The sequence below is a fragment of the Lysobacter sp. CCNWLW3 genome, from assembly GCF_036697405.1.
GTDB lineage: Bacteria > Pseudomonadota > Gammaproteobacteria > Xanthomonadales > Xanthomonadaceae > Lysobacter.
In genome coordinates, this window is the sequence record NZ_JBAHWA010000011.1 from 50,077 (window position 1) to 75,855 (window position 25,779).

Sequence of the window (25,779 nt, forward strand, 5' to 3'; positions counted from 1 at the left end):
GCCAATCGGAGAAGCAACATGGCCTTCCTGCAAATCACGCTGAAGATCGCCGATGCCAATCGGCCTGCCGCTGCGGCGATCTATCAAAAGTACAAAGCCCCTTTCCTCAACACGATCGCCGGCGCGAAGTCGAAGGAGCTGCTGGTGCGCGATGAGGACGTGCAGGTGCTGCACGGCTTCGACAGCACGCAGAACGCGAGTGCCTACCTGACCAGCGAGTTGTTCACCACGGATGTCGTCGGCGGTCTCCAGCCGCTGCTCGATGCCGCGCCCGACGTGCGCATCTATCAGGTCGCTTAACGCCGTGTTTCCGGGCCCGGATCGGCTCCCCGAGATCTCCTCCAATTGAGAATCCCACCATGATGCAAGACTGGAACAACTATCGCGCTTCGCTCCTCGAACGCGTCGGCGATTACGGCAAGCTGAGCCCTGACGTGATGCGCGGTCTCGTCGCGATCGATCAGGCCGCCGAAAAGACCGGCCACCTCGAGCCGAAGATCCACGAACTGATCGCGCTGGCTGTAGCCGTGACGACGCGTTGCGATGGGTGCATCTCCCTCCACACCAAGAAGGCGGTGGAGCACGGCGCCACGCGGGAGGAGATATCCGAGGCGCTTGGCGTCGCCATCGCCCTGAACGCGGGCGCTGCGTTGACCTACTCGGCACGGGTTCTCGAAGCCCACGCGCAGCTGCCTGTCAGGTAAGCCGGGACTGCATCCGGAGACTCCTGTGCGCATCAACGCTGATTTCGAGAACCCCGCCGTTGTGGCACCCCATGATTACCAATGGGTGTGCTCGCCTCAAAGCGGTGTAGAGCGGGTAATGCTCGATCGCATCGGCGGGGAGAAGGCGCGTGCCACCAGCATCGTGCGGTACGCGCCCGATGCCTGGTTCCCGCGCCATGTGCACCCGGATGGCGAGGAGATTCTGGTTCTGTCCGGAACCTTCAGCGACGAGGGCGGGAACTATCCGGCTGGGTGGTATCTGCGCAATCCGCCCGGGTCGAGCCACCGGCCCTTCACCAACGAAGGCGCGATCATCTTCGTCAAGCTCGGGCAAATGGCGCCGGGCGATACTCGCCGTGTGCGCGTCGATACCGGTAATCAGGTGTCCTGGCATCGGCGGAACGGGCGCGAGTTTTGCCCGCTGGTCGAAAACGATGCCGAGCAGATCTGCCTGCAGCGTGTGCCGCCGGGCGAGACCGTATTTTCGGACATCGTAGACAGTGGCGAATTGTTGGTGTTGGCTGGCGACGTGGTAATCCACGGGCAGTCCCACCCGCGTGGTACCTGGATGCGACTGCCCGCCGGCAAGCACGCCTCAATTACCACCGGGGCGAGAGGCGCGAAGCTGTACCTCAAGACCGGGAAACCGTTCGGCATCAAGGCGGCTGCATGAACATGCGACCGCTGCGTGTAGTGATCGTCGGTGGCGGCCTGAGTGGTCTATATGCGGCGTTCCTGTTGGAACAGCAGGGTATCCACGACTACGTGCTGCTCGAAGCCCGCGATGGGGTGGGAGGCCGGATTGCATCCGCCTCCATGCCGGCGAATCCAGGCCCTGTGCCTGCCAGCATGGCGAAAGATGTGGATCGATTCGACTTGGGTCCGACATGGTTCTGGCCCACTTTCCAACCCGAACTGGATCGCTTGATCAGAGATTTGAACTTGCAGCGTTTCGAGCAGTTCGATGCGGGCGACACGCTGGCGGAGCGTGCGCCGAACGAGCCACCCATGCGCGTGCGCGGATACGCGAGCTCGCCGGCCTCGATGCGTCTGGTGGGCGGGATGGGTGAGCTCGTTGATGCGCTGCACCTAAGGCTGGACGCGACGCGGATCGTCACCGGTCAGGCGGTACGCCTGATGCGCGCCACCGATTCCCACGTCGAAGTCGAGAGCATCGACGCTTCCGGCCGAACCGCGACCTGGCTTGCCGAACACGTGCTCCTCGCGATTCCGCCCCGTTTGGCCGAGGCGGGAATCGATTTCACTCCACCCTTGCCGCAGCCGTTGGCCCAGCAATGGCGCGCGACGGCGACGTGGATGGCTCCCCACGCCAAGTACATTGCAATCTACGACGTTCCCTTCTGGCGCGAGCAAGGCTTATCGGGCGAAGCCCGAAGCTCCCATGGACCACTGGGCGAAATCCACGACGCGTCCATGCCTGGCGGTAGCGCGGCACTGTTCGGGTTCTTCGGCATCCCCGCGCGCATCCGCAAGAGTGTTGCGGATGAGGTCCTGCGCGCCCATTGCCGCGCGCAGCTCGCACGACTGTTCGGGCCGCAGGCCGCCCAGCCCAAAGCGGAATTCCTTAAAGACTGGGCGCTCGATCCGTACACAGCGACGTCCGCCGACCTGGAGAGCGCCGGCCAGCACGGTGAAGCGCCCGCGGCCGGTGCCGGAGCCGGCCCTTGGCGCAGCCGGCTCACCGGCATCGCGAGCGAATGGTCGCGGCAGTTTCCCGGTTATGTCGCCGGTGCCATCGATGCCGCGCGCCTGGGGCTGCAGTCGCTCCCCGCCCGATCGGACATCCCGGTTAACTCCCTGATCCAGATGGGAAGCTCACAATGAAGGCCACATACCGTGCCGTGCAGGTAAGTCAGCCAGGCATCCTTGAGCTGGTGGAGCGCGACACGCCTGCCCCCAACAATGGTGAAGTGCTGATCGAGGTCGAAGCCTGCGGGATCTGCGGCGCGGACGTCGGCGACATCGAGCGGGCCGAGCCGGTACAGCCCCCGCGGGTACCCGGCCATGAAGTGGTAGGGCGCATCGCCGCCTTGGGTGCCAATACGCCCTCGATCTGGAAAGTAGGACAACGCGTCGGCGTGGGCCGACTGGGCGGCTACTGCAATGAGTGCATCCAATGCCGCCAAGGACACTTCCAGTTGTACCAGCCCTTCGTCGGTGCCACGAGCGATGGCGGATACGCCGAGATGATGCTGGCCCGCGCAACCGGGTTGGTATCCATACCGGATGAACTGAATTCCGAAGAAGCCGCACCCATTCTCTGCGCGGGCATCGCCACCTTCAACGCGCTGAAGAAGTGCGGCGCTCAAGCGGGCGACACCGTGGCCATCCTTGGGATCGGCGGTCTAGGGCACATGGCCCTGCAGTACGCGCGCAAGATGGGCTTCAAGGTCGTCGCCATCGGGCGTGGCACTGACATCGCAAGCGATGCACTGGCGCTCGGCGCGCATGTCTACATCGACACAAACCAGGAAGATCCCGTGGCAAAGCTGCAAGGCATGGGTGGTGCACAGGCCATCGTGACCACCGTTGGGCACGCGAGCACGGTATCGGCACTCATGCGAGGTTTGGCGCCTAACGGCCGCCTCGTCTTGCTCGGTGCCGGCAAAGACCCTCTGCCGATTGCTGCTGGGCACATGGTCGTTGGCGAACGTAGCGTAGTGGGATCCATCACGGGGTCGCCGTACGAGAACGAGCGAACCCTCGATTTCAGCCTTCTGGCCGACGTGCGCCCTCGCATCGAGACGATGCCGTTGGAGCGAGCACGCGACGCGTATCAACGAATGAAATCAGGGAGCGTGAAGTACCGCATAGTGTTGACGATGGGGCACTAGTGCACGCCAGCTAGCCACCTCTTCCAGTGTCCGTTCCTGGCCGTTAGCGGACATCGGGAAAATGGCTGGTAGGATGCTGAGAAACGGCTTAAGCCATTGATTCAATAGCAAAGTTGCCCAAACTCTAGAATCAAGTAGGTCCAAGGTTCGAATCCTTGACGGCCCACCAATCAAAAGAAGGGCTTAGCGGAAACGCTAGGTCCTTTTCTTTTTCGGCCTCGAAAGCCGCCCCTGCCAGCGTCCGACGCCGCTGCGCGACCCATGACCGGCGCGCTGGCCCGATCGATCGGCGCTCGGATTCCGATCCATAGTGCTCCCCAGCTTTTTTCGCCTGGGCCTGGGCGCGTGCCGACCCGTTGGGATCGCCATGGCCAATGCGCTTCCCAACGGATTGATCCAGGCCTGCGGATCGTACGAATGCGAGGGAGACAGACGGTCATGCCGCAACCGAGTACCGCAATGGCCACGCGCATTTGTCTCGTGGCGGGAGCTGCGCTTGCCACGCTGCTCGCCGTGTTTGCGCCGGTGCGCGCGGATCCGCCGCTTCCGCCGCCTTTGCCGTGGCACGCAAACGCCTAAGTCGGTTTCGAACGCGCCGCGAACCTGGACCAGCCGGGCATCGACGCCCAGTGGTTCTATCAGGACTCGCTCCAAATCCAGGACACGCGCATCGTGTTGCACAAGCGGACGGTGTTCTGCGCATCGGGTCGCGTCTTCTCTTCGGAAGGCGATGGCGGTGCGGTTTCATACGAAGGCGAAGTGCTGGGTCCGCTGGAGAACGGCAGAGCGGTTTTGCGTTACGCCGGATGCGATGGATGCATTCCCCCGACGGTTGCTCCGGAGCCCCTCGATTTGCCGATTCGGCAGGTTTCGCCCGACGCGATTCGCCTCGGCTCGGTGAGGTACGAGCGCGGCAAACAGTCGTATCCGGACGCATGTCCGACGTAGACTTAGCCGCGCGCCCCCGCTCTCACGGCGGACGATCGCTTTCCCGCGTGTTTGCCCGCGCGCAGTACGCAAAGCACCGCCGGCAGGCTGACGCCGTCGATCGTCGGTGCGTGGAATAGCCCCGCCGGCAATGCTGGAGTAGTCAGCGCGACCGTCGTTGCCGCCGCCCGGTTCGAGCGCGGCGGGTAGGACGATGGATGCAGCCTGTGGGAGGGCGACGGCGAGGGCGTCGGGCCGGTCGGCCCGAATTGCATCGTCCGCCGTGCATAGCGGCGCCCGTTCCGGCCCGAAAGCAAGGGTCACCCTTGGCCTATAGTCAACGCGGCGCTCGGGACCCGACAATGGGGTTCCCAACAACGGATGTTGCGCATGCGGGCTGCCGCGCTGCTGTTGCTCCTGGCGTCGTTCGGCGCCGGCGCGGTCGTCATTCGCGACGACGTCCCGGATCTGCGATATCGGATGGCGGCCTCGGAGTTTCCGGCGCTGGCCGATGTGCCGGGCGAGGGCCATGGCGTCCTCATCGCGCCGCGGTGGGTCGTCACCGCCGCCCACGCTGTCAGCTGGCAGCACGCAGTGGATGTGGTGGTCGTCGGCGGTACGCCCCGAGCGGTGCGCCGGGTCGTCGTCCATCCGGGCTACAGGAAGCCTCCGCAGGAGATGATCGACGCCGCCATGAAATCCGGTGATTGGGCGGCCTTCTTCGAGTTCGTCGCTTCGTCCGACGACATCGCCTTGATCGAGCTTTCCGAACCGGTGCGCGACGTTGCGCCAGCGCGGATCTACAGCGGCCCGGCAATGGGCAAGCTCATTCGTATCATGGGACGCGGCGCCACCGGGACGGGATCGAAAGGGCACCCTCTGCACGGGCCGAACCGGACCGACTTGCGCCAGGGCTACAACCGGGTGAGCGCCGTCGAGGCGCGATGGATCGGATACACCTTCGACCGGCCGCCGAACGCGCTTGCCCTGGAGGCCTCGGCCGGCAGCGGCGACAGCGGCGGGCCGATCCTGGTCGCCGTGGGCAAGCAATGGCAGGTCGCCGGCATCACCGCCTGGAAGCGCGGCGAAGTCAGCGGCACCGAAGTCCGCCCAGGCCGGTACGGCGAGACCAGCTACGGCGTGCGGTTGGGGAACTACGCGGACTGGATCGGGAAGACGATCGCGGGCGGCGAAGCCGGGCCGGCCCGCTGAGCGCCGAAGCGGCGCGGCGACGGATCGCTCGCTGGCGCTCGCTGGACACTGTCCGGCTATCGTGTCCGGCCCCTGCGCCCGGTGCGAAAGTTCAGGCGCAGCCATTCCAATTCATCCGAGCCGCAGCCGTTTCGCCGCTCGGCTCGATCCAAGCATCAGGGGCCGAATAACGCATGCGAACACTCTTGGCGGTACTCAGGCGAGCGCTCGTCGCCACGCTGGCGGCCGCGTTGCTGGCGTTCCTGGCGATCAATCTGCTGGCGCTGCCGGAGCCGTCCGTGCTGCCGGCGCCGGTGCGCAGCCCGGTCACGGTGATATCGAACGCCAACGTGGTCGACCCGCGCGGCCACGGCAGCATCGCCTACGGACAGATGATCGTGATCGTCGGCGACACGATCTCGTACGTCGGCGCCGACGGCAGCCGGCCGGTGCCGGCAGGGGCCAAGGTGGTCCCGGCCGGTGGCAAGTATCTGATGCCGGGGTTGTGGGACTCGCACATACACACCCTGCGACTGTCGCCGCAACTGCATTTTCCTCTCCTCATCGCCAACGGCGTGACCAGCGTGCGGGACATGGGGAACGCGTGTTCGTGGTCGGGCTCCGCCGACTGCGAGCCCGGGACGCAGCGCTGGCGCGCGCAGATCCAAGCCGGCGAAATTACGGGCCCGCGGATCGTCGAGTCGGTGAGTTATCACCTGGAAGACGTGCCGGAACACGACGCCGAGCTGCGCGAGCTGATCGCTACCTTGAAGGGCCGCGGCGAGCGCTTCCTGAAGATACAGATGGACGAGCAGGTTCCGGCCGACGACTTCGCCAAGGTCATGCGCGTGGCGGGCGAGGAAGGCTACAGGGTGTCGGGCCATATCCCGTTCTCCGTCGATCTCCTGGAGGGCACGCACCCGCTAGCCGGCATCGAACATGACGGCAGCCTGCTGCCTCAGTGCTCGGATTTCCGCGCCCGCTTCGACGGGAAAAATCGCTCGAAGGCGGCGCTGTTGGCCGGCATGAACCGGGCGAGGTGCGAGCGCGTGCTCAAGCATCTGGGCAAACACGGCTGGACCTACACTCCGACCCACATCGCCTCAAGCGGGCAAGACGCGGCTTTTGCCAGCGGCGCATCATCGACCGGAGCGCCGGCGCAGCGGTATGTGATCGCTCCCCAGCGTTGGATATGGTCCTTCCTGCGATCGGCCGGAAAGGAAGGGCCGGAAGAACGCAAGATACTGGCGCAGGTCCACCAAGCCGCCCTTGGACTGACCAAGCAGGCCCACGAGGCGGGCGTGACCGTCCTGGCGGGGTCGGACGCATTGGATGCGGACGTGATTCATGGTTTCAGCCTGCATCAGGAGTTACAGAATCTCGTCGCGGCCGGTCTGACGCCTTCGCAAGCCCTGTTTGCGGCAACCGTCGGCCCTGCCAGGGCGCATGGGGCCGAATCTCGGCTGGGCCTGATCGAAGCCGGTAAGTACGCCGATATGGTCCTGCTGGATGCCGACCCCTTGCGCGACATCCGCAATACCCAACGGATCAGCGCGGTAGTCGCGGACGGCCGCTGGTACGGAAAACAGGAACGCGCCTCCGCCATGCGCTTCGTCGAGGATCAGGCCCACCGGATCAGCGTGATCTGCCGCTTCCTGCGCGGCCTGTGGTTTGAAGCCTAGCCGAAGGGGCATCAGCGCCGGGGCGCTTGGCGACCCGGCGACGGCCGGAGCCTGCGTTCACTGCGGGCGGTCGCGTCCCGCATGCTCGCCCACGCGCAATACGCAAAGCGCCGCCAGCAGCAGGCTGACGCCGCCGATCATCAGCGCGCAGATCGGCGAATTGCCGAAGAACGTCTTCAATAGGAAGCCGAGGATGCTGGCGGCGAGCAACTGCGGGATGACGATGAACAGATTGAAGATGCCCATGTACACGCCCATCTTGTCCGCCGGCACGCTGTCGGACAGCAACGCGTAGGGCAGCGACAGGATCGACGCCCAGGCGAAGCCGACGCCGACCATCGACAACAGCAGCCAGTGCGGATCGCGAATCAGCAGGAACGACAGCAGGCCGCAGCCGCCCAGGACGAGGTTGAGCAGATGGCTCAGGCGCAGGCCGAGCCGGCGCGTCATGCGCGGAATCAGCATGGCGGCGAGGATGGCGAAACCGTTGTAGGCGGCGAACAGCACCCCGGCCCAGTTCGCGCCGTCGTTGTAGGCGGCCGAGCGCGTGTCCAGCGTGTCGAAATGCACGCTGGTCACCGCCGCGGTCGTGTAGATCCACATCGCGAACAGCGCGAACCAGGAAAAGCACTGCACCGGCACCAACTGGCGCATGGTAGCGGGCATCGTCAGCAGGTCGGCGATGATGGCGGTGAGCGGGTTGCGGCTGCGGCTGTAGCCGGCGATCAGTTGCACCGCGCCGTAGGCCAGCAGGCCGGCGGCCAGCAGATGCAGTCGCGCATCGGCCTGCGCCAGGTAGATGGCAAGAAAGGCCGCCGATCCCGCCGCGCACCAGAGCAGGCCGGTGTAGCGTACGCGCGCCGGCAAGGGCCGCGGGGGCGCGGCCGGCTTGGCGTCCTGGAAGCGGGCGAGCACCTCGGGCGGATATTCGCGCGTCGACAGCACGGTCCAGGCGAGCGTGCCGAACAGGACGGCGGCGCCCAGATAGAACGCCAGTTTCACCGTGTCGGGGGTCTCTCCGGCGGCGGCCAGGTTGTCGACCCCGAACTGCGCGAGCAGCCAGGGCAGCAGGCTGGCGACGACCGCGCCGGCGGCGATGAACAGGGTCTGCATCGCGTAACCGGCCGGCCGCTGCGAGGACGGCAGCTGGTCGCCGACGAACGAACGCAGCGGCCCCATCGCGACGTTGATCGCGGCGTCGAGTATCCACAGCAGCGCCGCCGCGCCCCATAGCGTGGCCGCGTTCGGCATCGCGACCAGCGCCAGCGCGGCGACGATCGCACCGGCGAGAAAGTACGGACGGCGCCGGCCGAGCCGGCCCCAGGTGCGGTCGGAGTAGTAGCCGACGATGGGCTGCACCAGCAAGCCGGTCAGCGGCGCGGCGATCCACAGCACCGGGATGTCGTCGATGCTGGCGCCCAGGGTCTGGAAGATGCGGCTGACGTTGGCGTTCTGCAGCGCCAGGCCGAACTGCAACCCCATGAAGCCGAAGCACATGTTCCATATCTGCCAGAAGCCGAGCGGGACCCTGTTTGGCGTGGCGGACATGGAGGTCTGACCGAAGGCGTGCGGCGTTCGCGGTGCCGTCGCTCAGCGTCGCTTCGCCGAAACCGGCGCGGGCCCGCCCGACTGGCGGATCATCAGCTCGTAGGGCACGCGCACCAGCGCGCCCGCCTGTGGGTCGCGGATCGCGGCGAGCAGCTGTTCGGCGGCGATGCGGCCCATCTCGCGGCAGGGTTGCCGCACCGTGGTCAGGCTGGGCCAGATCTGGCGCGAGGCCGGCGTGTCGTCGAAACCGAACACGGACAAGTCCTGCGGGATGCGCATGCCGCGTTCGAACGCCTCGTGCATGACGCCGCAGGCGCTGTCGTCGTTGGCGGCGAAGATCGCGGTGGGCGGTTGTTTGAGGTCGAGCAGTTGCTTCGTGCCGGCGATGCCGTCGTCGAAAGTGAAGCCGCCCTCGACGACCAGCTTGGGGTCGTAAGCCAGGCCGGCGCGGCGCAGGCCGTCGCGGTAACCGGCCAGGCGCCAGGCGCGCCCGCCGTGCGGCGGCGGGCCGGCGATATGGGCGATGCGGCGGTGACCGAGCTCGACCGCGTGCGCGATCATGTCCGCCGCCGCCCTGCGTTCGTCCAGGATGGTGCCGATGCGCGCGTGGCCGAACTTGGCCTTGGCGGAGATGGTGGCGTAGCGCACGCCGATCGCATCGAGGCGCTGCAGCAGTTTGACGTCGTCGGCGAACGGCGGCACCAGGATCAGGCCGTCGGGCCGGTATTGCGCGATCGATTCCTCGACCGCGCGGATATGGTCGACATTGGAATACTCCAGCGGCCGCAGCATCGCGCTGTAACGCTGCTGTTCGCAGGCGGCGAGCATGCCGACGATGATCTCCATGACGTAGCTGGAGGCCGCGGCGGGGTCGTCGTACACCAGCGAGATCAGATAGGAGCGGTTGCCCGCCAGGCTGCGCGCCGAGGGATTGGGGCGGTAGTTCAGGGCCTGGGCCGCCGCTTCGACCTTCAGCCGGGTCTTCTCGCTCACGTTCGGCTCGTGGTTGAAGACGCGCGAGACGGTTTTCATGGAGACGCCGGCGGCCTGGGCGACGTCTTCGATTCTGGCGCGCATCAATACGTTCCGAAGGCGGGTAGTGGCGAATCATGTTATCGCACGCCGCGGTGCCGGTTGGCGCCGCGGCCGCAAAAGTACCCTTGCGCGGGCCGCGACGCGGCGTGGGTGAGGCGCAGATTCTTTGCTGCAGCGCGGCATCCGCGGCGGCCGAAAAAGCGCCAAAAGCGGCGCTGTCCGATCAAATTGGCAGCGCTGTCAATTCGCAATTGACAGCGCTGCCATTCTGCCGTATCACTCGCTCCGCTCCACACCGGTCGGCGGCAGCGACTGCCGAAAAGAGCCGGAAGACGGGAGCGTCCGAACCGGAGGGAAGAGGGACATGACGTACCGCTCGCACGCGCTGTATGGCGCGATCCTTGTCGCGCTCGTTTCAAGTGATGCCCTGGCCGGACCCGCCGGTCAGGCGCAGGCCACGGATCCCGCGCAGCCGCAAACGCCCGCGGCCGCCGCGCCGCAACAACCCGCGCCGCAGGAAGGCGCGGCCAAGACGCTCGACACCGTCATCGTCACCGGCACCAAGCGCGAGACGCCGCTGCAGAGGACGCCGGTGGCGATCAGCGCGCTCAACGCCGACACGCTCGAAAAGGAGCGGGTGATGACCGTGCAGGACATCACCAAGCTGGTGCCGAGCATGCAGGCCACGCGGCAGGGCGATCACGACGTGGTCACCATGACCCTGCGCGGCATCGGCAACGACCAAGCCAAGACCGAATACGCCGATCCGGAAGTGGCGATCTTCGTCGACGGCGTGTATTCGCCACGCGCCGAGGCCGCCGCCGGCCTGCTGCTGGACGTCGAGGCCGCGGAAGTGCTGCGCGGCCCGCAGGGCACGCTGTGGGGCCGCAATTCCACGGTCGGCGCGGTCAATTTCCGCACCGCCAAGCCGGAGATCGGCAGCTACTTCGGCAGCGCCCAGCTGAGCGTCGGCAACTACAACGCGGTGGGCGCGCGCGCGGTGGTCAATCTGCCTATCACCGACACCTTCGCGATGCGCCTGGCGCTGGCGCAGGAACAGCACGACGGCTATGTCGACTATCAGAACCCGGTCGGCCAGATCCCCTCGGTGGACGCGCAGCGCATCGCGTATGCGGCGGCCGGCGGCGATCCGGCCACGTTCCGGCCGATCAATCCGAACCAGTACGTCACCGGCGGCGACAAGTACAACGCCCAGAACCAGGCCGCCGCGCGCGTGAGCGCCTTGTGGCAACCCAACGAGGCCTTCAGCTGGAACCTGGCGCTGGAATACTTCCGCGACCGCGGCACGCCCAGCATGAACCTGATGCAGCGGCCGCGCGCCGGCCAGGATTTCTGGTCGGCGCTGATCGACACCGCGCCCTACATCGAACGCGATTCCTATGCGCTGCGCAGCCGCATGGACTGGGACATCAACGACGGCCTGCGCCTGTCCTACATCGCCGGCTTCGGCAAGTTCGAGGGCCGCTCCACCTACGACCAGGACAGCGGCGTGCTGGTGCCGACCTGCTTCGCCTGCGGCCCCGCTCAGTACCAGGAAGACCGCACCAACGATTCCGAGTACGAGAGCACCAGCCACGAGTTCAATCTGGCCTCGACCGGCGAACGGACCGTGGACTGGATCGTCGGCCTGTACTACGCCGCCGAGAAGAACTCGATCCGCTTCGACATCCCGATCTTCAACGGCACCCAGGACGGCACCGTGGCCTGGCAAGGCTCGTTCATCCAGCCCAAGGAAACGGTGGATTCCTACGCCGCATTCGGCCAGGCCACCTGGAACGTCGGCGACAACTGGCGCCTGACCGCGGGCGCGCGCTACACCGACGACAAGAAGCGCAACGTCGGCGGCCGCGGGTGGGGCTGGGCCTACGACCCGACCGTGCCGCAGGTGCCGATCTCCCCGGGCACCTATCCCAGCCCCGGTAACGGATTCAACATCTCCACCGTCAACGACGGCGAGTACGGCCACAGCCAGGTGACCTGGCTGGCGCGCACCGATTTCGACGTCGGCCAGAACGGCCTGCTCTACGCCAGCGTCTCCACCGGCTACAAATCCGGCGGCCTGCAGGACGGCGGCGCGACCTACGAGCACGAGGAGCTGACCAACTACGAGATCGGCGGCAAGTTCAGCTTCCTGGAAGGGCGGGTGACCTGGAACAGCGCGATCTACTACATGGACTTCGAGAACTTCCAGCTGTCCGCGCCGGTCACCTTCCCCGACGGCAATCGGGGCCTGGGCTTCAATAACGTGGAGGGCAGCACCAAGGTCTGGGGTTACGAGAGCGAACTGTCGGCGCTCATCGGCGACAACGACCGCGTCAACCTGACGGTTTCGGGTATTCCGAAGAAGGAACTGGGCAGGCTGCTGTACGCGGGCAGCAACGACTACCAGGGCCTGCCGGCGTGTCCGCCGGAATCGGGCATCAGCAACTGCATGAACGTGAGCGGCAACGAGTTGCCGCATGCGCCGGACTTCGCCCTGACGCTGATGTGGGAACACGAGTTCCACCTCGGCAACGGCGGCACGCTGACGCCGCGGCTGACCGCCCACTACGAAACCGAAACCTGGCTGAGCGTGTTCAATCTCGGCAGCGAAGACCAGCAGGAGGCCTACGGCCGCGGCGACTTCTCGCTGCGTTACGAGGAGCCCGAGCGGCGTTGGTGGGCCGGCCTGTACGTGCAGAACTTCACCGACGAGAAGACGCGCACCGCGGCGGGCCGGTTCAGTCCCGGCGGCGGGCAGTACCTGTGGGTCTCGCAGTACCTGCCGCCGCTCACCTACGGGGTGAATTTCGGTCTGCATTTCTGACCGGCGCCCGGCTTCCCGTGCCCGCGCCGCGGGCGCGCGGAGGCCGGGGCGCGCATCGCACTCGATCCTGGTGCCGCGTCGCGCATGGGCGCGCGGTGTAACGGGCTGCCCGGCGCATGGCCCGCACGGACCTTTTGGAGCACGGTTTGAAGATCGCATCGAGCAACCCGCGGGCGAGCGCCGCGACCCTGCGCCGCGGGCTGGCCCTGGCCGTGGCGCTGGGATTGACCGCCGGCCCCGGCATCGCCGAAGACACGCCCGCCGGCGGCCGCATCCATCCCGAACGCTGGCCCGCGCCGGCGCGCCCCTTGCCGGCCGATCCTGCGCTGGAAGCGCGCATCGACGCGCTGCTGGGCACGATGACGCTGGAAGAGAAAGTCGGCCAGATCGTGCAGGGCGACATCTCCAGCCTCACCCCCGAAGACGTACGCCGCTACCGGCTGGGCTCGGTGCTGGCCGGCGGCGGCTCCGACCCGGGCGGCAAATACAACGCGACGCCGGCGGAATGGCTGGCGCAGGCCGACGCGTTCTACGAGGCCTCGATGGACACCCGCGGCGGCGGCAAGGCGATCCCGATCCTGTACGGCATCGATGCGGTGCACGGCCAGAGCAACGTGGTCGGCGCCACCGTATTCCCGCACAACATCGGCCTGGGGGCGGCGCGCAATCCGGAGCTGATCCGCGAGATCGGCCGCATCACCGCGGTCGAGACGCGCACCACCGGCATGGAATGGGCGTTCGCGCCGACCGTCGCGGTGCCGCAGGACGACCGCTGGGGCCGCAGCTACGAAGGTTATTCGGAAGATCCCAAGCTGGTGGCCAGCTATGCCGGCGCGATGGTCGAAGGCCTGCAGGGCAAGGTCGGCGCCAAGGAGTTCCTGGACGGCGCGCACGTGATCTCCTCGGTCAAGCATTACCTGGGCGACGGCGGCACCCGCGACGGCAAGGACCAGGGCGATGCGCAGGTCAGCGAGTCCGTGTTGCGCGATGTGCACAACGCCGGCTATCCGCCGGCCATCGCGGCCGGTGCGCAGGCGGTGATGGCGTCCTTCAGCAGCTACTGGGGCGTGAAGCTGGCGGGCCACAAGCCGCTGATCACCGACGTGCTGAAAGGGCGCATGAACTTCGACGGCTTCGTCGTCACCGACTGGAACGCGCACGGCCAGATCGCCGGTTGCGACAACGCGCGCTGCCCGGCGACGGTGAACGCCGGCATCGACCTGGTGATGGCGCCCGACAGCTGGAAGCCCTTCTACGAGAGCACGCTGGCCGCGGCGAAGGCGGGCACGATTCCGCTGGCCAGGCTGGACGACGCGGTGCGGCGGGTGCTGCGGGTGAAATTCCTGCTCGGCCTGTTCGAGGCCGGCAAGCCGTCGCAGCGCAGGCTGGGCGGCCGATTCGAACTGCTGGGCGCGCCCGAACACCGCGCCGTCGCGCGCCAGGCCGTGCGCGAATCGCTGGTGCTGCTGAAGAACCAGCGCGGCACGCTGCCGTTGGACCCGGGCAAGAAGCTGCTGGTCGCCGGCGACGGCGCCGACAGCATGGCCAAGCAGAGCGGCGGCTGGACCTTGACCTGGCAGGGGACGGGCACCACCCGCGCCGATTTCCCCAACGGCCAGACCATCTGGGAAGGCCTGGAGGACGCGGTGCAGGCCGCCGGCGGCAGCGCCGAGCTCGCGCCCGACGGCCGCTACCGCAGCAAGCCCGACGCCGCGATCGTGGTGATCGGCGAGAACCCGTACGCCGAGTTCCAGGGCGACCTGCCGACCTTGCTGTACAAGCCCGGCGACGACGGCGACCTGCAGCTGATCCGAAAGCTGAAGGCCGACGGCATCCCGGTGTTGACGGTGTTCCTCAGCGGCCGCCCGCTGTGGGTGAACCGCGAGATCAACGCCTCCGACGCCTTCGTCGCGGCCTGGCTGCCCGGCAGCGAGGGCGGCGGCATCGCCGACCTGCTGCTGCGGGCGCCCGATGGCCGCGTCCGCCACGACTTCAAGGGCAAGCTGAGCTTCTCCTGGCCGCGCCGCGCCGATCAGTACGCCAACAACATCGGCCAGCAGGACTACGACCCGCAGTTCCCCTACGGTTACGGCCTGAGCTATGCCGACAAGGGCGATCTCGCGGCCTTGCCGGAAACCGCCGGCGTATCGCTCGCGCAGGCGCAGCCGGGCCTGTACTACGCGCTCGGCATGCTGGCGCCGGGCTTGTCGATGGCGTTGCAGACCGCGGACCAGCCCGCGATGGACATCGCGACCCTGCCGGCGGCATCGCCGGGCGGCGCCATCCGTGTCGCGGCGGTCGACCATCGGCGCCAGGAGGACGCGCGCCGGGTGAGCTGGACCGGCTCGGCGCCCGCCCGCATCTCCTTGATCGCGGATGTCGCCAAGGACCTGACGCGCGAGGCCAACGGCGACGTGCAACTGGCGCTGACGCTGCGCGTCGACGCGCCGCCGCAAGGCGATGTGGCGGTGAGCCTGGCCTGCGGCGAAGCCTGCGGCGCGAGCTTGCCGCTGCGCGAGTCGTTGGCCGCGTTGCCGGTCGGCCAATGGACCACGTTCGGCATGCCCTTGAAATGCTTCGCGCTGGCGGGCGCGGATCTGTCGAAGGTGACAGGCCTGTTGACGATCGAGACCGGCGCGCCCTTGCAGCTGTCGTTCTCGCGCATCGCCCTGGTTCCGCAGGGCGAAGCGGAGCGGACGCTCGAATGCAGGACCCGCAGGTGAGCCGCGCTACGCGGAGTTCCTAGACATCGTTCCGGCCCGCCGTTCCGGACCAGCGGAATGGCGGAGCCGTCCTGTAGCCAATCCTCCCCGCGACCGCGGGCGGGCGCCGCACTGAGGGGGTAAGCCTTGAAACTGTCGACCTTGGACCTGACGATCCTGGTGGTCTACCTGATCGGCATATTCGCGCTCGCGCAATGGGTGTCGCGCGAGAAGCAAGGCCACAAGAAGTCCGCCAGCGACTACTTCCTCGCCAGCAAGGCGCTGCCGTGGTGGGCGATCGGCGCGTCCCTGATCGCCGCCAACATCTCCGCCGAGCAGATCATCGGCATGTCGGGTTCCGGCTACGCGATCGGTCTGGCGATCGCCTCGTACGAATGGATGGCGGCGGTGACGCTGCTGATCGTCGGCAAGTTCTTCCTGCCGGTGTTCCTGCGCAACCGCATCTACACGATGCCGCAGTTCCTGGAACAGCGTTACGGCCACCGCATACGCACGCTGATGGCGGTGTTCTGGCTGGGCCTGTACGTGTTCGTCAACCTGACCTCGATCCTGTGGCTGGGTTCGATCGCGGTCAGCCAGGTGACCGGCATCGACCCGATGGCGGCGCTGGTGCTGCTGGGCGCGTTCGCGCTGGCCTATCAGTTGTACGGCGGCCTCAAGGCGGTGGCCCTGACCGACATCGTGCAGGTGTGCCTGCTGGTGCTGGGCGGCTTGTCGGTGACTTTCCTGACCCTGTCGCGCATCGGCGACGGCGACCTGATCGCCGGCTACCGCGAACTGGTCGCGGCGCATCCCGGCCATTTCGAGATGATCCTGAGCAAGGACAACCCGTTCTACAAGGACTTGCCCGGCATCAGCGTCCTGGTCGGCGGCATGTGGATCATGAACATCAGCTACTGGGGCTTCAACCAGTACATCATCCAGCGCGCGCTCGCCGCCAAGGACCTGGGAGAGGCGCAGAAAGGCGTGATCTTCGCCGCCTTCCTGAAGCTGCTGATGCCCTTGGTGGTGGTGGTGCCGGGCATCGCCGCGGTGGTGCTGGCGCCCGACCTGGCCAAGCCCGATCAGGCCTATCCGACGATGATGGACCTGCTGCCCACCGGCGTGCTCGGCCTGGTGTTCGCCGCCCTGGTGGCGGCGATCGTGGCGTCGCTGGCGTCGAAGATCAATTCGATCGCGACCATCTTCACCCTCGACTTCTACGCCAAGCGCGCGCGCAACGACGACCAGGCGCACCTGGTCCGCGTCGGCCGCATCGCCGCCGCGGTCGCGGTGCTGCTGGCGATCCTCAGCGCGCGGCCGCTGCTGGGCAGCTTCGACCAGGCGTTCCAGTACATCCAGGAATACACCGGCTTCTTCACCCCGGGCATCGTGGTGATCTTCGTGCTGGGCCTGTTCTGGAAGCGCGCCAACGAGGCCGGCGCGCTGGCCGCGGCGGTCAGCTCGTTCGTGCTGTCGATCGTCTTGAAGCTGGCCTGGCCGGCGCTGCCGTTCATCGATCGCGTCGGCCTGGTGTTCCTGGCCGCATTGGCGCTGGCGGCGGTCGTCTCGCTGATCACGCCCAGGCAGAAGGAGGGCAGCGACCTGATCCGCGTCGACGATGTCGACTACGGCACCCCGGCGAGCTTCAATATCGGCGCCCTGGGCGTGATCGCGATCCTGGTCGCGCTCTACGCCGTGTACTGGTAGCCGGCTGCGCCGACCGCGCCGGCCTGTGCGGCGGCGGATGCCGCCCGCGCGCCGGAATGTTTTTCTCGGTCGGCTCGCGTCGGCGCGGGGCATTCATGCGCCACGCCGGTGCCGGTAGCGGGCGCCGGCGCTTTAGAATGCTCCGACGACAGGCAAGGAGCTGCTGATGCGCAAGGGTCAGGGAAGAGTGGTCATGGCGGTCGCCGCGCTGGTTCTGATGTTCGGCGGCGCGGCCGACGCCATCGACAGCCGCGGCGCGGTGCGCGCGGCCAATGCCTGGACGCGGTTCTCGCCGGGCGACGACATCCAGTTCGACCACCGGGCGAAGCATGTCCATATCGCGGATCTCGACCGCGATGGCGTGGAGGAGGTCGTCTATCTGCAGACGGCGACCTGCATCGGCGCGGGGTTCGACTGCAACAACGAAGTCACGGTGATGACCCCGTTGCGAGAGGACGATCCGCGCGTGCGCAACAACCGTCCGTTTTTTAGCGACGCCACGATCGCGCGTATTCGGCGGACCGTGCCGGGCGCCTACGTCGGGGATGCGTCCTTGCAGGTGCCGGGCGACGTGCGCACGCTGGCGATCGTCGGCGATCGTATCCAGGTCACGTTCGACGTCGCGCGCGATTCGCCGATCTGCAATCGCTCCCACGGCCCCCGCGTCAACAATCCTTGCCCGGAACCGGGGCGCTACCGCTGGACGCTGTCCTGGCGGCCGGGCGCGCTGTCGAAGACGCGCGAGGTCTCCTTGGGCAGGGGCGGCAAGGCAGCGACGCCGGGCGCGCGCTAGGCGCCCGCGCTTCATCTTCCATCGGCGACGATTCGTCGCGCGCAGGATGCGTGGTTTGTTCAAGCCGCGCGGGTGTCGTGGGCGCCAGCATGCGGGCTCCATGATCGCCCGGAGCGAAGATGAAACGCTGGATCCTGCGCCTGTACGCCCCCGTGTTCCTGCTCGGCTTCGTCGGCACGGCCGCGTGGTGGGTAGGGCATCGCCACGGCGACGCGCTGTGGCTGCTGCCGCTGCTGAGCCTGGCGGCGCTGCTGTCTTTCCTGGCCGAACACCTGTGGCCCTACGACGCCGGCTTCAACCGCAGCCACGGCGACCGCGCGCGCGATGCGACGCACGCGCTGGTCAACGAGGGCCTGAATCTGCTGTCGATCGGGCTGATCCCGCTGCTGGCGGGGTGGCTGCCGTGGCAGTGCTGGCCCAGCCACTGGCCGTTCGCCATCCAGCTGTTGCTGGCCATCGTCGGCGCCGATTTCGGCCTCACCCTGATGCACTACGCCAGCCACCGCATCGGCTGGCTGTGGCGCCTGCATGCCGTGCACCACAGCGTGAGCCGCATGTACGGGTTCAACGGCCTGATGAAGCACCCGCTGCACCAAGCGCTCGAGGCGGTGGGCGGGGTCTTGCCGCTGCTGTTGCTGGGCATGCCCTATCCGCTGGCGGCGGTGCTGGCGTTCGCCATCGCGATCCAACTGCTGCTGCAGCACGCCAACATCGATCTGCGGCCCGGCCCGCTCGGGCGCCTGATGGCCTGGGCGCCGCTGCACCGCTTCCACCATCTGCGCTACGGCCGCGCCGGCGACGTCAACTTCGGCCTGTTCTTCACGGTCTGGGACCGTTTGCTGGGCACGGCCTTCGATGCGCCCGCTTATCGCCTGGGCGGTCGCGATCTGGGCATAGGCAGCCAGCCCGACTATCCGCGCGATTATCTGGGCCAGTTGCTGGCGCCGTTTCGCGATCTGCCGGCAGGGCAGGCGCCGCCGTTGCCGGCGGAACTCGCCCGCGCCGCCAAGCGCTAGGCCTGCAAGCGCAGCTCGCGCAGCTGCGCGGCGCCGATGCCGAACATGCGCCGCAAGCTGCGCGACAGGTGGGCGAGGTCGGCGAAGCCGGCGGCGTGCGCGCTGGCGGTGAGGCTGTCGCCGGCAAGCAGGCGCAGCAGGGCCTGGTGCAGGCGCCGCCACAGCACCCAGCCGCGCAGGGTGATCGCCAGATCGGACTGGAAACGCCGGTGCAGTTGGCTGGTCGACAGGTGCGCGGCCTGGGCGATGTCGGCGGCCGCGACGCTGTCGGGCAGGCGCGCGCCGATCTCGGCGATGGCCGCCTGCAGGCGCCGGTCCAGCGGCTGTGCACGGCACAGGCCGGCCAGGCGCGGTTGCAGCGCCGGCAGGCGCGCCGGCAACTGCGGCAGTTGCCGCAGCACCGCCTCGATGTCGGCGTGGCCGGGCTCGAGGAACACCGTGCAGCCCTCGGCCGGTGCGGCGAGCACCGCATGCGCCTGGAACGAGGGCAGCCACAGGCGCTGGGCCTGCCTGCGTTCGCCGCCGATCTCCACCACCCAGGGCTCGGCGTCGCTGAGCAGCAGTTGATGGGCGTAGTGCGCATGGCGCAGGCTGCCGCCGGCGCGCCCCTGCAGCGCCGCCACGTGCTCGCCCAGCAGCAGGGTTCCGGTCCAGGCGCTGGAAGTGGGCAGGGCGGGCATGCGGGCGTCGTGCGGGGTTCGCGGTCGGTCGATTGTGGCCGATCGCCGCTCCGGGAAGAACGGCCCGTCCGCCCATCGGGCCTGGCGTCCATGCGGCGATGCGGACGCGGAGCGAACGAAGCCCCCTGCGCGACCCGCGGCGGCATCCTCTATCCTGCGCGCCACCGCCCGATCCGCGATTCGATGACCGCACTGCACGCCTTGCTCGATACCCTGGAACGGGATCAGGCCCTGCTCGCGCCGCAGGCGCTGCGCGAGCGCTCGCAGGCCCTGGACGGCCTGGAGCGCGCTCTGGACCTGGAGGGCGGCGACGAGGGGCAGCGCAGGCGCGCAGAGGCCTTGCGTGGCCGGCTGGAAGCGCTGGACCGCGCGCTCTGCCAGCGCCTGCGCGAGGACCTGCGCCGCGGCGACGGCGCCGCGCTCACGGCCTGGGCCGAACGCCAGCTAGACGGCGCCGCCGGCGGCGGCGAGCATTACGATCACCTCGACGAACTCGTGAGCGGCGTGCTGCGCCTGCCCGCGCCCAGCGACGACATCGCCGCGCTGGACGAGGACATGGTCTTCTATCAGCCGACGCCGGCGCGGCACGTATTCGATCTGCTGCGCCGCTTGCCCTTGCGCGCGGACGACGTGCTGGCCGATCTGGGCGCCGGCCTCGGCCACGTGCCGCTGCTGGTCGCGGCCTGCACGCGGGCGCGCGCCCACGGCGTCGAGATCGAGCCGGCCTACGTCGCCAGCGCGCGCGCTTGCGCCGCCGAGCTGGGGCTGGCGCGCGCGACCTTCGAATGCGCGGATGCGCGCGCGGCCGAGCTGGGCGAGGCCACCGTCTTCTACCTGTACACGCCGTTCAGCGGCGCGATCCTGCGCCAGGTGCTGGACGCGCTGGCCTCGCAGGCGCGGCGGCGCAGTATCCGGGTCTGCACGCTGGGGCCGTGCACCGCGGTCGTCGCCGACGAATCCTGGCTGGCTGCGCCAGCGCCGTGGCGCACCGATCGCGTGGCTATATTCCACAGCCGATGAGCTCGCTCCGTACCGGTTCGTCGCATCGTGCGGGATCGGTTAAGTCTGCACCGGGGGCGGCGTCGTAGCCTGCCGGCTCCATGGACGATGGAGTGCGGTCATGCATAAGTTGAGCTTGGGATTCGCCTTGGCGCTGGCGCTGTCGACGCCGGCCTGGGCCAGCGATTCGGTCGCCTTCGGCAATCGGGTCATCGTGATCGGCGACGGGGTGGGGCAGGTCCAGCAGGTGGCCGGCGCGCCCAGCCGGGTCAAGAAGATCGAGAACAAGCACGGCGCCGAGATCGGCGAGCGTTTCGAGTACTACCGCGACGGCAAGACCACCCTGATCACGATCAAGGACGGCAAGGTCGCGGCGATCGAGGAGGTTTACGGTGTGGCGCCGGTCGGCGACTCCGTCATCCGGGCATCGGACTAAGCTGCCGACGCGCCGCGTGCCGGGCCCGGCACCTTTGCGCGCGGCCGCGCCGGGCGCCTAGAATGCCCGGCCCGCGTTGCCGGGCGGCGCGAACGCGAAAGTGGCGGAATTGGTAGACGCACTGGATTTAGGTTCCAGCGGGTAACCCCCGTGCGGGTTCGAGTCCCGCCTTTCGCACCAGCCCCGGCGCCGGCCTGAAGGAGCGCCCACGCGCATGCCCGACCTGTTCGCCCCCGCCGACGGCTTCGAACTCCTGGCGATGGAGGGCGCCGACGTGGCGCGGCTGCCGCGCCTGGACCTGGGCCGGCCCGACCATGAGGTGCTGGCCGAACTGATCGCGCAGGTGCCCTGGCGCGCCGAGCGCATCGTGGTGTTCGGCCGCGAGGTGGCGCAGCCGCGGCTGAGCGCCTGGTACGGAGACGCCGGGGCCGCCTACACCTATTCCGGCCTGCACCTGCGGCCGCGCCCGTGGACGCCGCTGCTGGCCGAGCTGAAACGGCGGGTGGAGCGCGCCAGCGGGGCCGAATTCAACAGCGTCCTGCTCAATTACTACCGCGACCACCGCGACGGCATGGGCTTCCACGCCGACGACGAGCCCGAGCTGGGCCCGCGCCCCACCATCGCCTCGCTGAGCCTGGGCGAGCGCCGGGTGTTCGTGATGAAGCGCCGCAGCGTGCGCGGCGCGGCCCCCGGCGCCACGCCCCCGGTGCGCATTCCCCTGGATTCCGGCAGCCTGCTGCTGATGCGCGGGGAGACCCAGCGCCACTGGCTGCACGGGATCGCCAAGCTGGCCCGGCCCTGCGGGCCGCGGGTGAACCTGACCTTCCGTCGCATCCTGTGCTGAGCCGGCGCCGGGCCGCCGCGAACGGGCCGCCGGACGCCCGGCTGGCAGCGCGGGCCGTAATCGGCGAAACTAGCAAGTTCCGCTGGAGGGCGCTGGCCCGGCCGGCGGTCGGACAGGTCTTCAACATCGTGCCGCGACGGGCCGTCGCGGTAGCAGGAGTGGATATGCAAGTTTCGGTCGAATCGCTGGGTAATCTGGAACGCCGTCTGACCTTCAGTCTCCCGGCGGATCGCCTCGAGAGCCAGGTCGGCGGCCGCCTGCGCGAAATCGCGCGTGGCGCCAAGATCAAGGGCTTCCGTCCCGGCAAGGTGCCGGCCAAGGTGATCGAGCAGCGTTTCGGCGAGCAGGTCCGCGCCGAAGTGCTCGACGGCCTGCTGCGCGAAGGGTTCAGCAACGCGGTGCGCCAGGAGTCGCTGCAGCTCGCCGGCAACCCGATGATCGAGCCGGCGGCCGCCGAGGGCGGCGAGCTGGCCTACGTCGCCACCTTCGAAGTGGTGCCGGACTTCGGCGACATCGACGTCGCCAAGCTGAACGTGGTGCGCCATACCGCCGAGGTCCAGGACGCCGACATCGAGGCGATGATCGAGAACCTGCGCCTGCAGCGCCGCACCTGGAACCCGATCGAACGCGCAGCCGCCAGCGGCGACGCGGTCGAGATCGAGACCTGGTCGCAGATCGGCGACGAGCGCCTGCCCGCCGAGGGCGTGGAGCGCGGCGCGACCGTGATCGGTTCCAATGCCATGTTCCCGGCCATCGAGGAAGCGCTGGTCGGCCTCAAGACCGGCGACGAGAAGGTCGCCCAGATCGAATTCCCGACCGACTGGCGCGTGCCGCAGTTCGCCGGCCGCACGGTCGAGGTCCACCTCAAGGCCACCGCGGTCTCCGAGCCGGTGCTGCCGGAGGTCGATGCGGCCTTCATCAAGAGCTTCGGCATCAAGAGCGGCGACGCCGAACAGTTCCGCGCCGACATCCGCAGCAACCTGGAGCGCGAGCTCAAGGGCGCGCTGATGACCCGCCTGCGCCGCGAAGTGGGCGAGCAGCTGATCGCCGCCTACCAGCACGTCGAAATGCCGCCGAAGCTGGTCGAGGGCGAGGCCCGCGACATGGCCCGCCAGACCGTCGAGCAGGCGCGCCGCCAGGGCCGCAACATCGAGGCCCCGGCCGACGCCCACCTGAGCTTCATGGACAGCGCCCGCAAGCGCGTGCTGGTCGGCCTGCTGGTCGGCGAGATCGCGCGCCGCAACCAGCTGACCCTGGACTCGCGCCGCCTCAACGAGACCCTGAAGCTGATCGCCTCGACCTACGAGGAACCGCAGCAGGTGATCGAGCTTTACCGCAACGACCCGCAGCTGATGAACAGCCTGCAGGGCCGGGTGATGGAAGAGCAGGTGATCGACTGGATCGCCGAGCGCGCCCAGCACACCGAGCAGCCGCTTTCGTTCAGCGAAGCGATCCGCCAGTAAGCGTCCGGGACGATCCCGCAGGAAGCGAACGCGCCAGGCCGGCGTCCCGAACTGCGGGACGCCCTTGCGTAGAGGACCGGCAGGCCCCAAGTTGGCCTTACCCGGGAACCTTCGGCGCCGCCGAAGGCTCTGCAAAGCATTCAACGTCAGCCATAGGTGCCGTCGAGATGGACAACCGAATCCAAGCCCTGAACCTCGTGCCGATGGTGGTCGAACAGACCAGCCGCGGCGAGCGCGCGTACGACATCTATTCGCGTCTGCTCAAGGAGCGGGTGATCTTCCTGGTCGGCGGCGTCGACGATCATGTCGCCAACGTCATCGTCGCCCAGATGCTGTTCCTCGAGGCCGAGAACCCCGAGAAGGACATCAGCTTCTACATCAACTCGCCGGGCGGCGTGGTCACCGCGGGCATGGCGATCTACGACACCATGCAGTACATCAAGCCCGACGTGAGCACGATCTGCATCGGCCAGGCCGCCAGCATGGGCGCGCTGCTGCTGGCCGCCGGCGCCAAGGGCAAGCGCTACGCGCTGCCGAACTCGCGGGTGATGATCCACCAGCCCTCCGGCGGTTCGCAGGGCCAGGCCACCGACATCGAGATCCAGGCGCGCGAGATCCTGACCCTGCGCCAGCGCCTGAACGAGGTCCTGGCCAAGCACACCGGCCAGCCGATCGAGACGATCGCGCGCGACACCGAGCGCGACAACTTCAAGAGCGCCGAGGCCGCGCGCGAGTACGGCCTGGTCGACCAGGTCCTCGAGCGCCGTCCGGAAGACTCGATCCAGGCCGCCTGAGGCCGGGCACGGGTCCGCGCAAGCCGTTGATCGATCACCTGTTTTCGGCGAGTAACCGACATGGCGACCGGCCCGGGGACGGGCCGGAGCGCTGTGTTATCCTCGGGCCGACAGCGCACCACGTAACTCCGGATGCGGCCCGAGCGGGCGCACTCCGAGAACACCGCACCATTTGGGCAAAAGCATGAGCGACGATCGACAGGGACGCAGCACCGGCGATAGCAGCAAGATTCTCTATTGCTCGTTCTGCGGCAAAAGCCAGCACGAGGTCCGCAAGCTGATCGCGGGCCCGAGCGTGTTCATCTGCGATGAGTGCGTCGAGCTCTGCAACGACATCATCCGCGAGGAACTCGAGGAGAAGGCGCAGTCGGCGCGCAGCCACCTGCCCAAGCCGCGCGAGATCCTCGAGGTGCTGGACCAGTACGTGATCGGCCAGCAGCGCGCCAAGCGCACGCTCGCGGTGGCCGTGTACAACCATTACAAGCGCATCGAAAGCCGTCAGAAGAACGACGACGTCGAGCTCGCCAAGTCCAACATCCTGCTGGTGGGCCCGACCGGTTCGGGCAAGACCCTGCTGGCCGAGACCCTGGCGCGCCTGCTCAACGTGCCGTTCACGATCGCCGACGCGACCACGCTGACCGAAGCCGGCTACGTCGGCGAGGACGTGGAAAACATCATCCAGAAGCTGCTGCAGAAGTGCGACTACGACGTCGAGAAGGCGCAGCAGGGCATCGTCTACATCGACGAAATCGACAAGATCTCGCGCAAGAGCGACAACCCCTCGATCACCCGCGACGTGTCGGGCGAAGGCGTGCAGCAGGCCCTGCTGAAGCTGATCGAAGGCACCGTCGCCAGCGTGCCGCCGCAGGGCGGCCGCAAGCACCCGCAGCAGGAGTTCCTGCAGGTCGACACCCGCAACATCCTGTTCGTGGTCGGCGGCGCGTTCGCGGGCCTGGACAAGATCATCCAGCAGCGCAGCACCGAGGCCGGCGGCATCGGCTTCGGCGCCAAGGTCAAGAGCAGCGAGCGCAAGGTCGAGGTCGGCAAGATCCTGGCCGAGGTCGAACCCGAGGATCTGATCAAGTTCGGCCTGATCCCCGAGTTCGTCGGCCGCCTGCCGGTGGTCGCGACCCTGGAAGAGCTGGACGAGCAGGCCCTGGTCACCATCCTGACCGAGCCCAAGAACGCGATCACCAAGCAGTTCAAGAAGCTGTTCGAGATGGAGAACGTCGAGCTGGAGTTCCGCGCCGACGCCCTTACCGCGATCGCGCGCAAGGCGCTCAAGCGCAAGACCGGCGCGCGCGGCCTGCGCACCATCGTCGAGTCGGTGCTGCTGGACACCATGTACGAGCTGCCCTCGCTGGAGAACGTCAGCAAGGTGGTCGTGGACGAGTCGGTGATCGACCACAAGTCCGAGCCCTATCTGATCTACCAGACCCCGCCGGCCGCCGCGCCCAAGGTCGCCGCCGCGGACTGAACGCGGCCCCGGCGGCGCTCCTGAGAGGGCGCCGCATATCGGCTGTAACCGGCTGATTCCATGGTGTTTTTCCTG

At 68.0% G+C, this 25,779-nt stretch carries 21 protein-coding genes and 1 tRNA gene; 19 read left to right on the plus strand and 3 right to left on the minus strand.

The features are described 5' to 3' along the window. Positions 1–18: 18 nt before the first annotated feature. From V1318_RS16050 to V1318_RS16080, 7 genes are all read left to right on the plus strand, one after another. Positions 19–300: a hypothetical protein gene (locus tag V1318_RS16050; RefSeq protein WP_332940729.1), complete on the plus strand. Its 282-nt coding sequence runs from the start codon at positions 19–21 to the stop codon at positions 298–300. Between the two features lie 62 nt (positions 301–362). After that, a complete protein-coding gene (locus tag V1318_RS16055; RefSeq protein ID WP_332940776.1) occupies positions 363–704 on the plus strand; it encodes a carboxymuconolactone decarboxylase family protein in 342 nt (113 codons plus the stop codon). Positions 705–729: 25 nt separating this feature from the next. After that, the gene (locus V1318_RS16060; RefSeq protein WP_332940730.1) at positions 730–1,398 is read left to right on the plus strand and encodes a cupin domain-containing protein; all 669 of its coding nucleotides are present in this window, start codon (positions 730–732) and stop codon (positions 1,396–1,398) included. After that, positions 1,395–2,570 carry an FAD-dependent oxidoreductase gene (locus V1318_RS16065; RefSeq protein WP_332940731.1) on the plus strand — a complete coding sequence of 392 codons (1,176 nt, stop codon included), beginning with the start codon at positions 1,395–1,397 and terminating at the stop codon, positions 2,568–2,570. Before V1318_RS16060 ends, V1318_RS16065 begins: the two co-directional genes overlap by 4 nt. Further along, on the plus strand, positions 2,567–3,580 hold the full coding sequence (locus V1318_RS16070) for an alcohol dehydrogenase (RefSeq protein ID WP_332940732.1): 1,014 nt from the start codon (positions 2,567–2,569) through the stop codon (positions 3,578–3,580). The genes V1318_RS16065 and V1318_RS16070 overlap by 4 nt, the downstream gene beginning before the upstream one ends. A gap of 1,317 nt (positions 3,581–4,897) precedes the next feature. After that, on the plus strand, positions 4,898–5,719 hold the full coding sequence (locus V1318_RS16075) for a trypsin-like serine protease (RefSeq protein WP_332940733.1): 822 nt from the start codon (positions 4,898–4,900) through the stop codon (positions 5,717–5,719). A gap of 173 nt (positions 5,720–5,892) precedes the next feature. Beyond that, positions 5,893–7,380, plus strand: a complete 1,488-nt coding sequence (locus V1318_RS16080; protein WP_332940734.1) for an amidohydrolase family protein — start codon at positions 5,893–5,895, stop codon at positions 7,378–7,380. Positions 7,381–7,437: 57 nt separating this feature from the next. Here the strand turns inward: V1318_RS16080 and V1318_RS16085 are convergent, their stop codons facing one another. Both V1318_RS16085 and V1318_RS16090 read right to left on the minus strand, forming a co-directional pair. Then, complete coding sequence (locus tag V1318_RS16085; RefSeq protein WP_332940735.1) at positions 7,438–8,928, minus strand: MFS transporter; 1,491 nt, start codon at positions 8,926–8,928, stop codon at positions 7,438–7,440. 42 nt (positions 8,929–8,970) lie between these two features. Then, positions 8,971–10,005: a LacI family DNA-binding transcriptional regulator gene (locus V1318_RS16090; protein WP_332940736.1), complete on the minus strand. Its 1,035-nt coding sequence runs from the start codon at positions 10,003–10,005 to the stop codon at positions 8,971–8,973. A gap of 322 nt (positions 10,006–10,327) precedes the next feature. On the opposite strand from V1318_RS16090, the gene V1318_RS16095 reads away from it, so the two are divergent. The 5 genes from V1318_RS16095 (at position 10,328) to V1318_RS16115 (ending at position 19,011) form a co-directional block, all read left to right on the plus strand. Further along, on the plus strand, positions 10,328–12,790 hold the full coding sequence (locus V1318_RS16095) for a TonB-dependent receptor (RefSeq protein WP_332940737.1): 2,463 nt from the start codon (positions 10,328–10,330) through the stop codon (positions 12,788–12,790). 152 nt (positions 12,791–12,942) lie between these two features. Next, positions 12,943–15,513, plus strand: a complete 2,571-nt coding sequence (locus V1318_RS16100; protein WP_332940777.1) for an exo 1,3/1,4-beta-D-glucan glucohydrolase — start codon at positions 12,943–12,945, stop codon at positions 15,511–15,513. Positions 15,514–15,639: 126 nt separating this feature from the next. Continuing rightward, on the plus strand, positions 15,640–17,202 hold the full coding sequence (locus V1318_RS16105) for a sodium/sugar symporter (protein ID WP_332940738.1): 1,563 nt from the start codon (positions 15,640–15,642) through the stop codon (positions 17,200–17,202). A gap of 166 nt (positions 17,203–17,368) precedes the next feature. Beyond that, positions 17,369–17,995, plus strand: coding sequence for a hypothetical protein (locus tag V1318_RS16110; protein ID WP_332940739.1), 627 nt, complete (start codon positions 17,369–17,371; stop codon positions 17,993–17,995). Positions 17,996–18,114: 119 nt separating this feature from the next. Then, entirely contained in the window at positions 18,115–19,011 is an 897-nt protein-coding gene (locus V1318_RS16115) for a sterol desaturase family protein (RefSeq protein WP_332940740.1), read from the plus strand. On the opposite strand, the gene V1318_RS16120 is transcribed toward V1318_RS16115, so the two are convergent. Further along, complete coding sequence (locus V1318_RS16120) at positions 19,008–19,691, minus strand: helix-turn-helix domain-containing protein (RefSeq protein ID WP_332940741.1); 684 nt, start codon at positions 19,689–19,691, stop codon at positions 19,008–19,010. The two genes, V1318_RS16115 and V1318_RS16120, sit on opposite strands and share 4 nt — an antisense overlap. 183 nt (positions 19,692–19,874) lie before the next feature. On the opposite strand from V1318_RS16120, the gene V1318_RS16125 reads away from it, so the two are divergent. The 7 genes from V1318_RS16125 (at position 19,875) to clpX (ending at position 25,704) form a co-directional block, all read left to right on the plus strand. Beyond that, positions 19,875–20,711 carry a hypothetical protein gene (locus V1318_RS16125; protein WP_332940742.1) on the plus strand — a complete coding sequence of 279 codons (837 nt, stop codon included), beginning with the start codon at positions 19,875–19,877 and terminating at the stop codon, positions 20,709–20,711. A 100-nt stretch (positions 20,712–20,811) separates the two neighbouring features. Beyond that, positions 20,812–21,126: a hypothetical protein gene (locus V1318_RS16130; protein ID WP_332940743.1), complete on the plus strand. Its 315-nt coding sequence runs from the start codon at positions 20,812–20,814 to the stop codon at positions 21,124–21,126. A gap of 94 nt (positions 21,127–21,220) precedes the next feature. Beyond that, positions 21,221–21,306, plus strand: a tRNA-Leu gene (locus V1318_RS16135). A gap of 34 nt (positions 21,307–21,340) precedes the next feature. Continuing rightward, the gene (locus tag V1318_RS16140) at positions 21,341–21,970 is read left to right on the plus strand and encodes an alpha-ketoglutarate-dependent dioxygenase AlkB (protein ID WP_332940744.1); all 630 of its coding nucleotides are present in this window, start codon (positions 21,341–21,343) and stop codon (positions 21,968–21,970) included. Positions 21,971–22,134: 164 nt separating this feature from the next. Further along, complete coding sequence (gene tig / locus V1318_RS16145) at positions 22,135–23,433, plus strand: trigger factor (protein ID WP_332940745.1); 1,299 nt, start codon at positions 22,135–22,137, stop codon at positions 23,431–23,433. Positions 23,434–23,600: 167 nt separating this feature from the next. Next, on the plus strand, positions 23,601–24,227 hold the full coding sequence (gene clpP / locus V1318_RS16150; protein ID WP_056173335.1) for an ATP-dependent Clp endopeptidase proteolytic subunit ClpP: 627 nt from the start codon (positions 23,601–23,603) through the stop codon (positions 24,225–24,227). A gap of 184 nt (positions 24,228–24,411) precedes the next feature. After that, positions 24,412–25,704 carry an ATP-dependent Clp protease ATP-binding subunit ClpX gene (clpX, locus tag V1318_RS16155; RefSeq protein WP_091636370.1) on the plus strand — a complete coding sequence of 431 codons (1,293 nt, stop codon included), beginning with the start codon at positions 24,412–24,414 and terminating at the stop codon, positions 25,702–25,704. The last annotated feature ends 75 nt before the right edge of the window (positions 25,705–25,779 follow it).

Coding starts and splice junctions, on each gene's coding strand:
- V1318_RS16090 (WP_332940736.1), bottom strand. CDS start 10,005: ATGCGCGCCAGAATCGAAGACGTCGCCCAGGCCGCCGGCGTCTCCATG.
- V1318_RS16055 (WP_332940776.1), top strand. CDS start 363: ATGCAAGACTGGAACAACTATCGCGCTTCGCTCCTCGAACGCGTCGGC.
- V1318_RS16095 (WP_332940737.1), top strand. CDS start 10,328: ATGACGTACCGCTCGCACGCGCTGTATGGCGCGATCCTTGTCGCGCTC.
- V1318_RS16125 (WP_332940742.1), top strand. CDS start 19,875: ATGACCGCACTGCACGCCTTGCTCGATACCCTGGAACGGGATCAGGCC.
- V1318_RS16110 (WP_332940739.1), top strand. CDS start 17,369: ATGCGCAAGGGTCAGGGAAGAGTGGTCATGGCGGTCGCCGCGCTGGTT.
- V1318_RS16140 (WP_332940744.1), top strand. CDS start 21,341: ATGCCCGACCTGTTCGCCCCCGCCGACGGCTTCGAACTCCTGGCGATG.
- V1318_RS16085 (WP_332940735.1), bottom strand. CDS start 8,928: ATGTCCGCCACGCCAAACAGGGTCCCGCTCGGCTTCTGGCAGATATGG.
- V1318_RS16050 (WP_332940729.1), top strand. CDS start 19: ATGGCCTTCCTGCAAATCACGCTGAAGATCGCCGATGCCAATCGGCCT.
- V1318_RS16080 (WP_332940734.1), top strand. CDS start 5,893: ATGCGAACACTCTTGGCGGTACTCAGGCGAGCGCTCGTCGCCACGCTG.
- V1318_RS16070 (WP_332940732.1), top strand. CDS start 2,567: ATGAAGGCCACATACCGTGCCGTGCAGGTAAGTCAGCCAGGCATCCTT.
- tig (WP_332940745.1), top strand. CDS start 22,135: ATGCAAGTTTCGGTCGAATCGCTGGGTAATCTGGAACGCCGTCTGACC.
- V1318_RS16075 (WP_332940733.1), top strand. CDS start 4,898: ATGCGGGCTGCCGCGCTGCTGTTGCTCCTGGCGTCGTTCGGCGCCGGC.
- clpP (WP_056173335.1), top strand. CDS start 23,601: ATGGACAACCGAATCCAAGCCCTGAACCTCGTGCCGATGGTGGTCGAA.
- V1318_RS16115 (WP_332940740.1), top strand. CDS start 18,115: ATGAAACGCTGGATCCTGCGCCTGTACGCCCCCGTGTTCCTGCTCGGC.
- clpX (WP_091636370.1), top strand. CDS start 24,412: ATGAGCGACGATCGACAGGGACGCAGCACCGGCGATAGCAGCAAGATT.
- V1318_RS16065 (WP_332940731.1), top strand. CDS start 1,395: ATGAACATGCGACCGCTGCGTGTAGTGATCGTCGGTGGCGGCCTGAGT.
- V1318_RS16120 (WP_332940741.1), bottom strand. CDS start 19,691: ATGCCCGCCCTGCCCACTTCCAGCGCCTGGACCGGAACCCTGCTGCTG.
- V1318_RS16130 (WP_332940743.1), top strand. CDS start 20,812: ATGCATAAGTTGAGCTTGGGATTCGCCTTGGCGCTGGCGCTGTCGACG.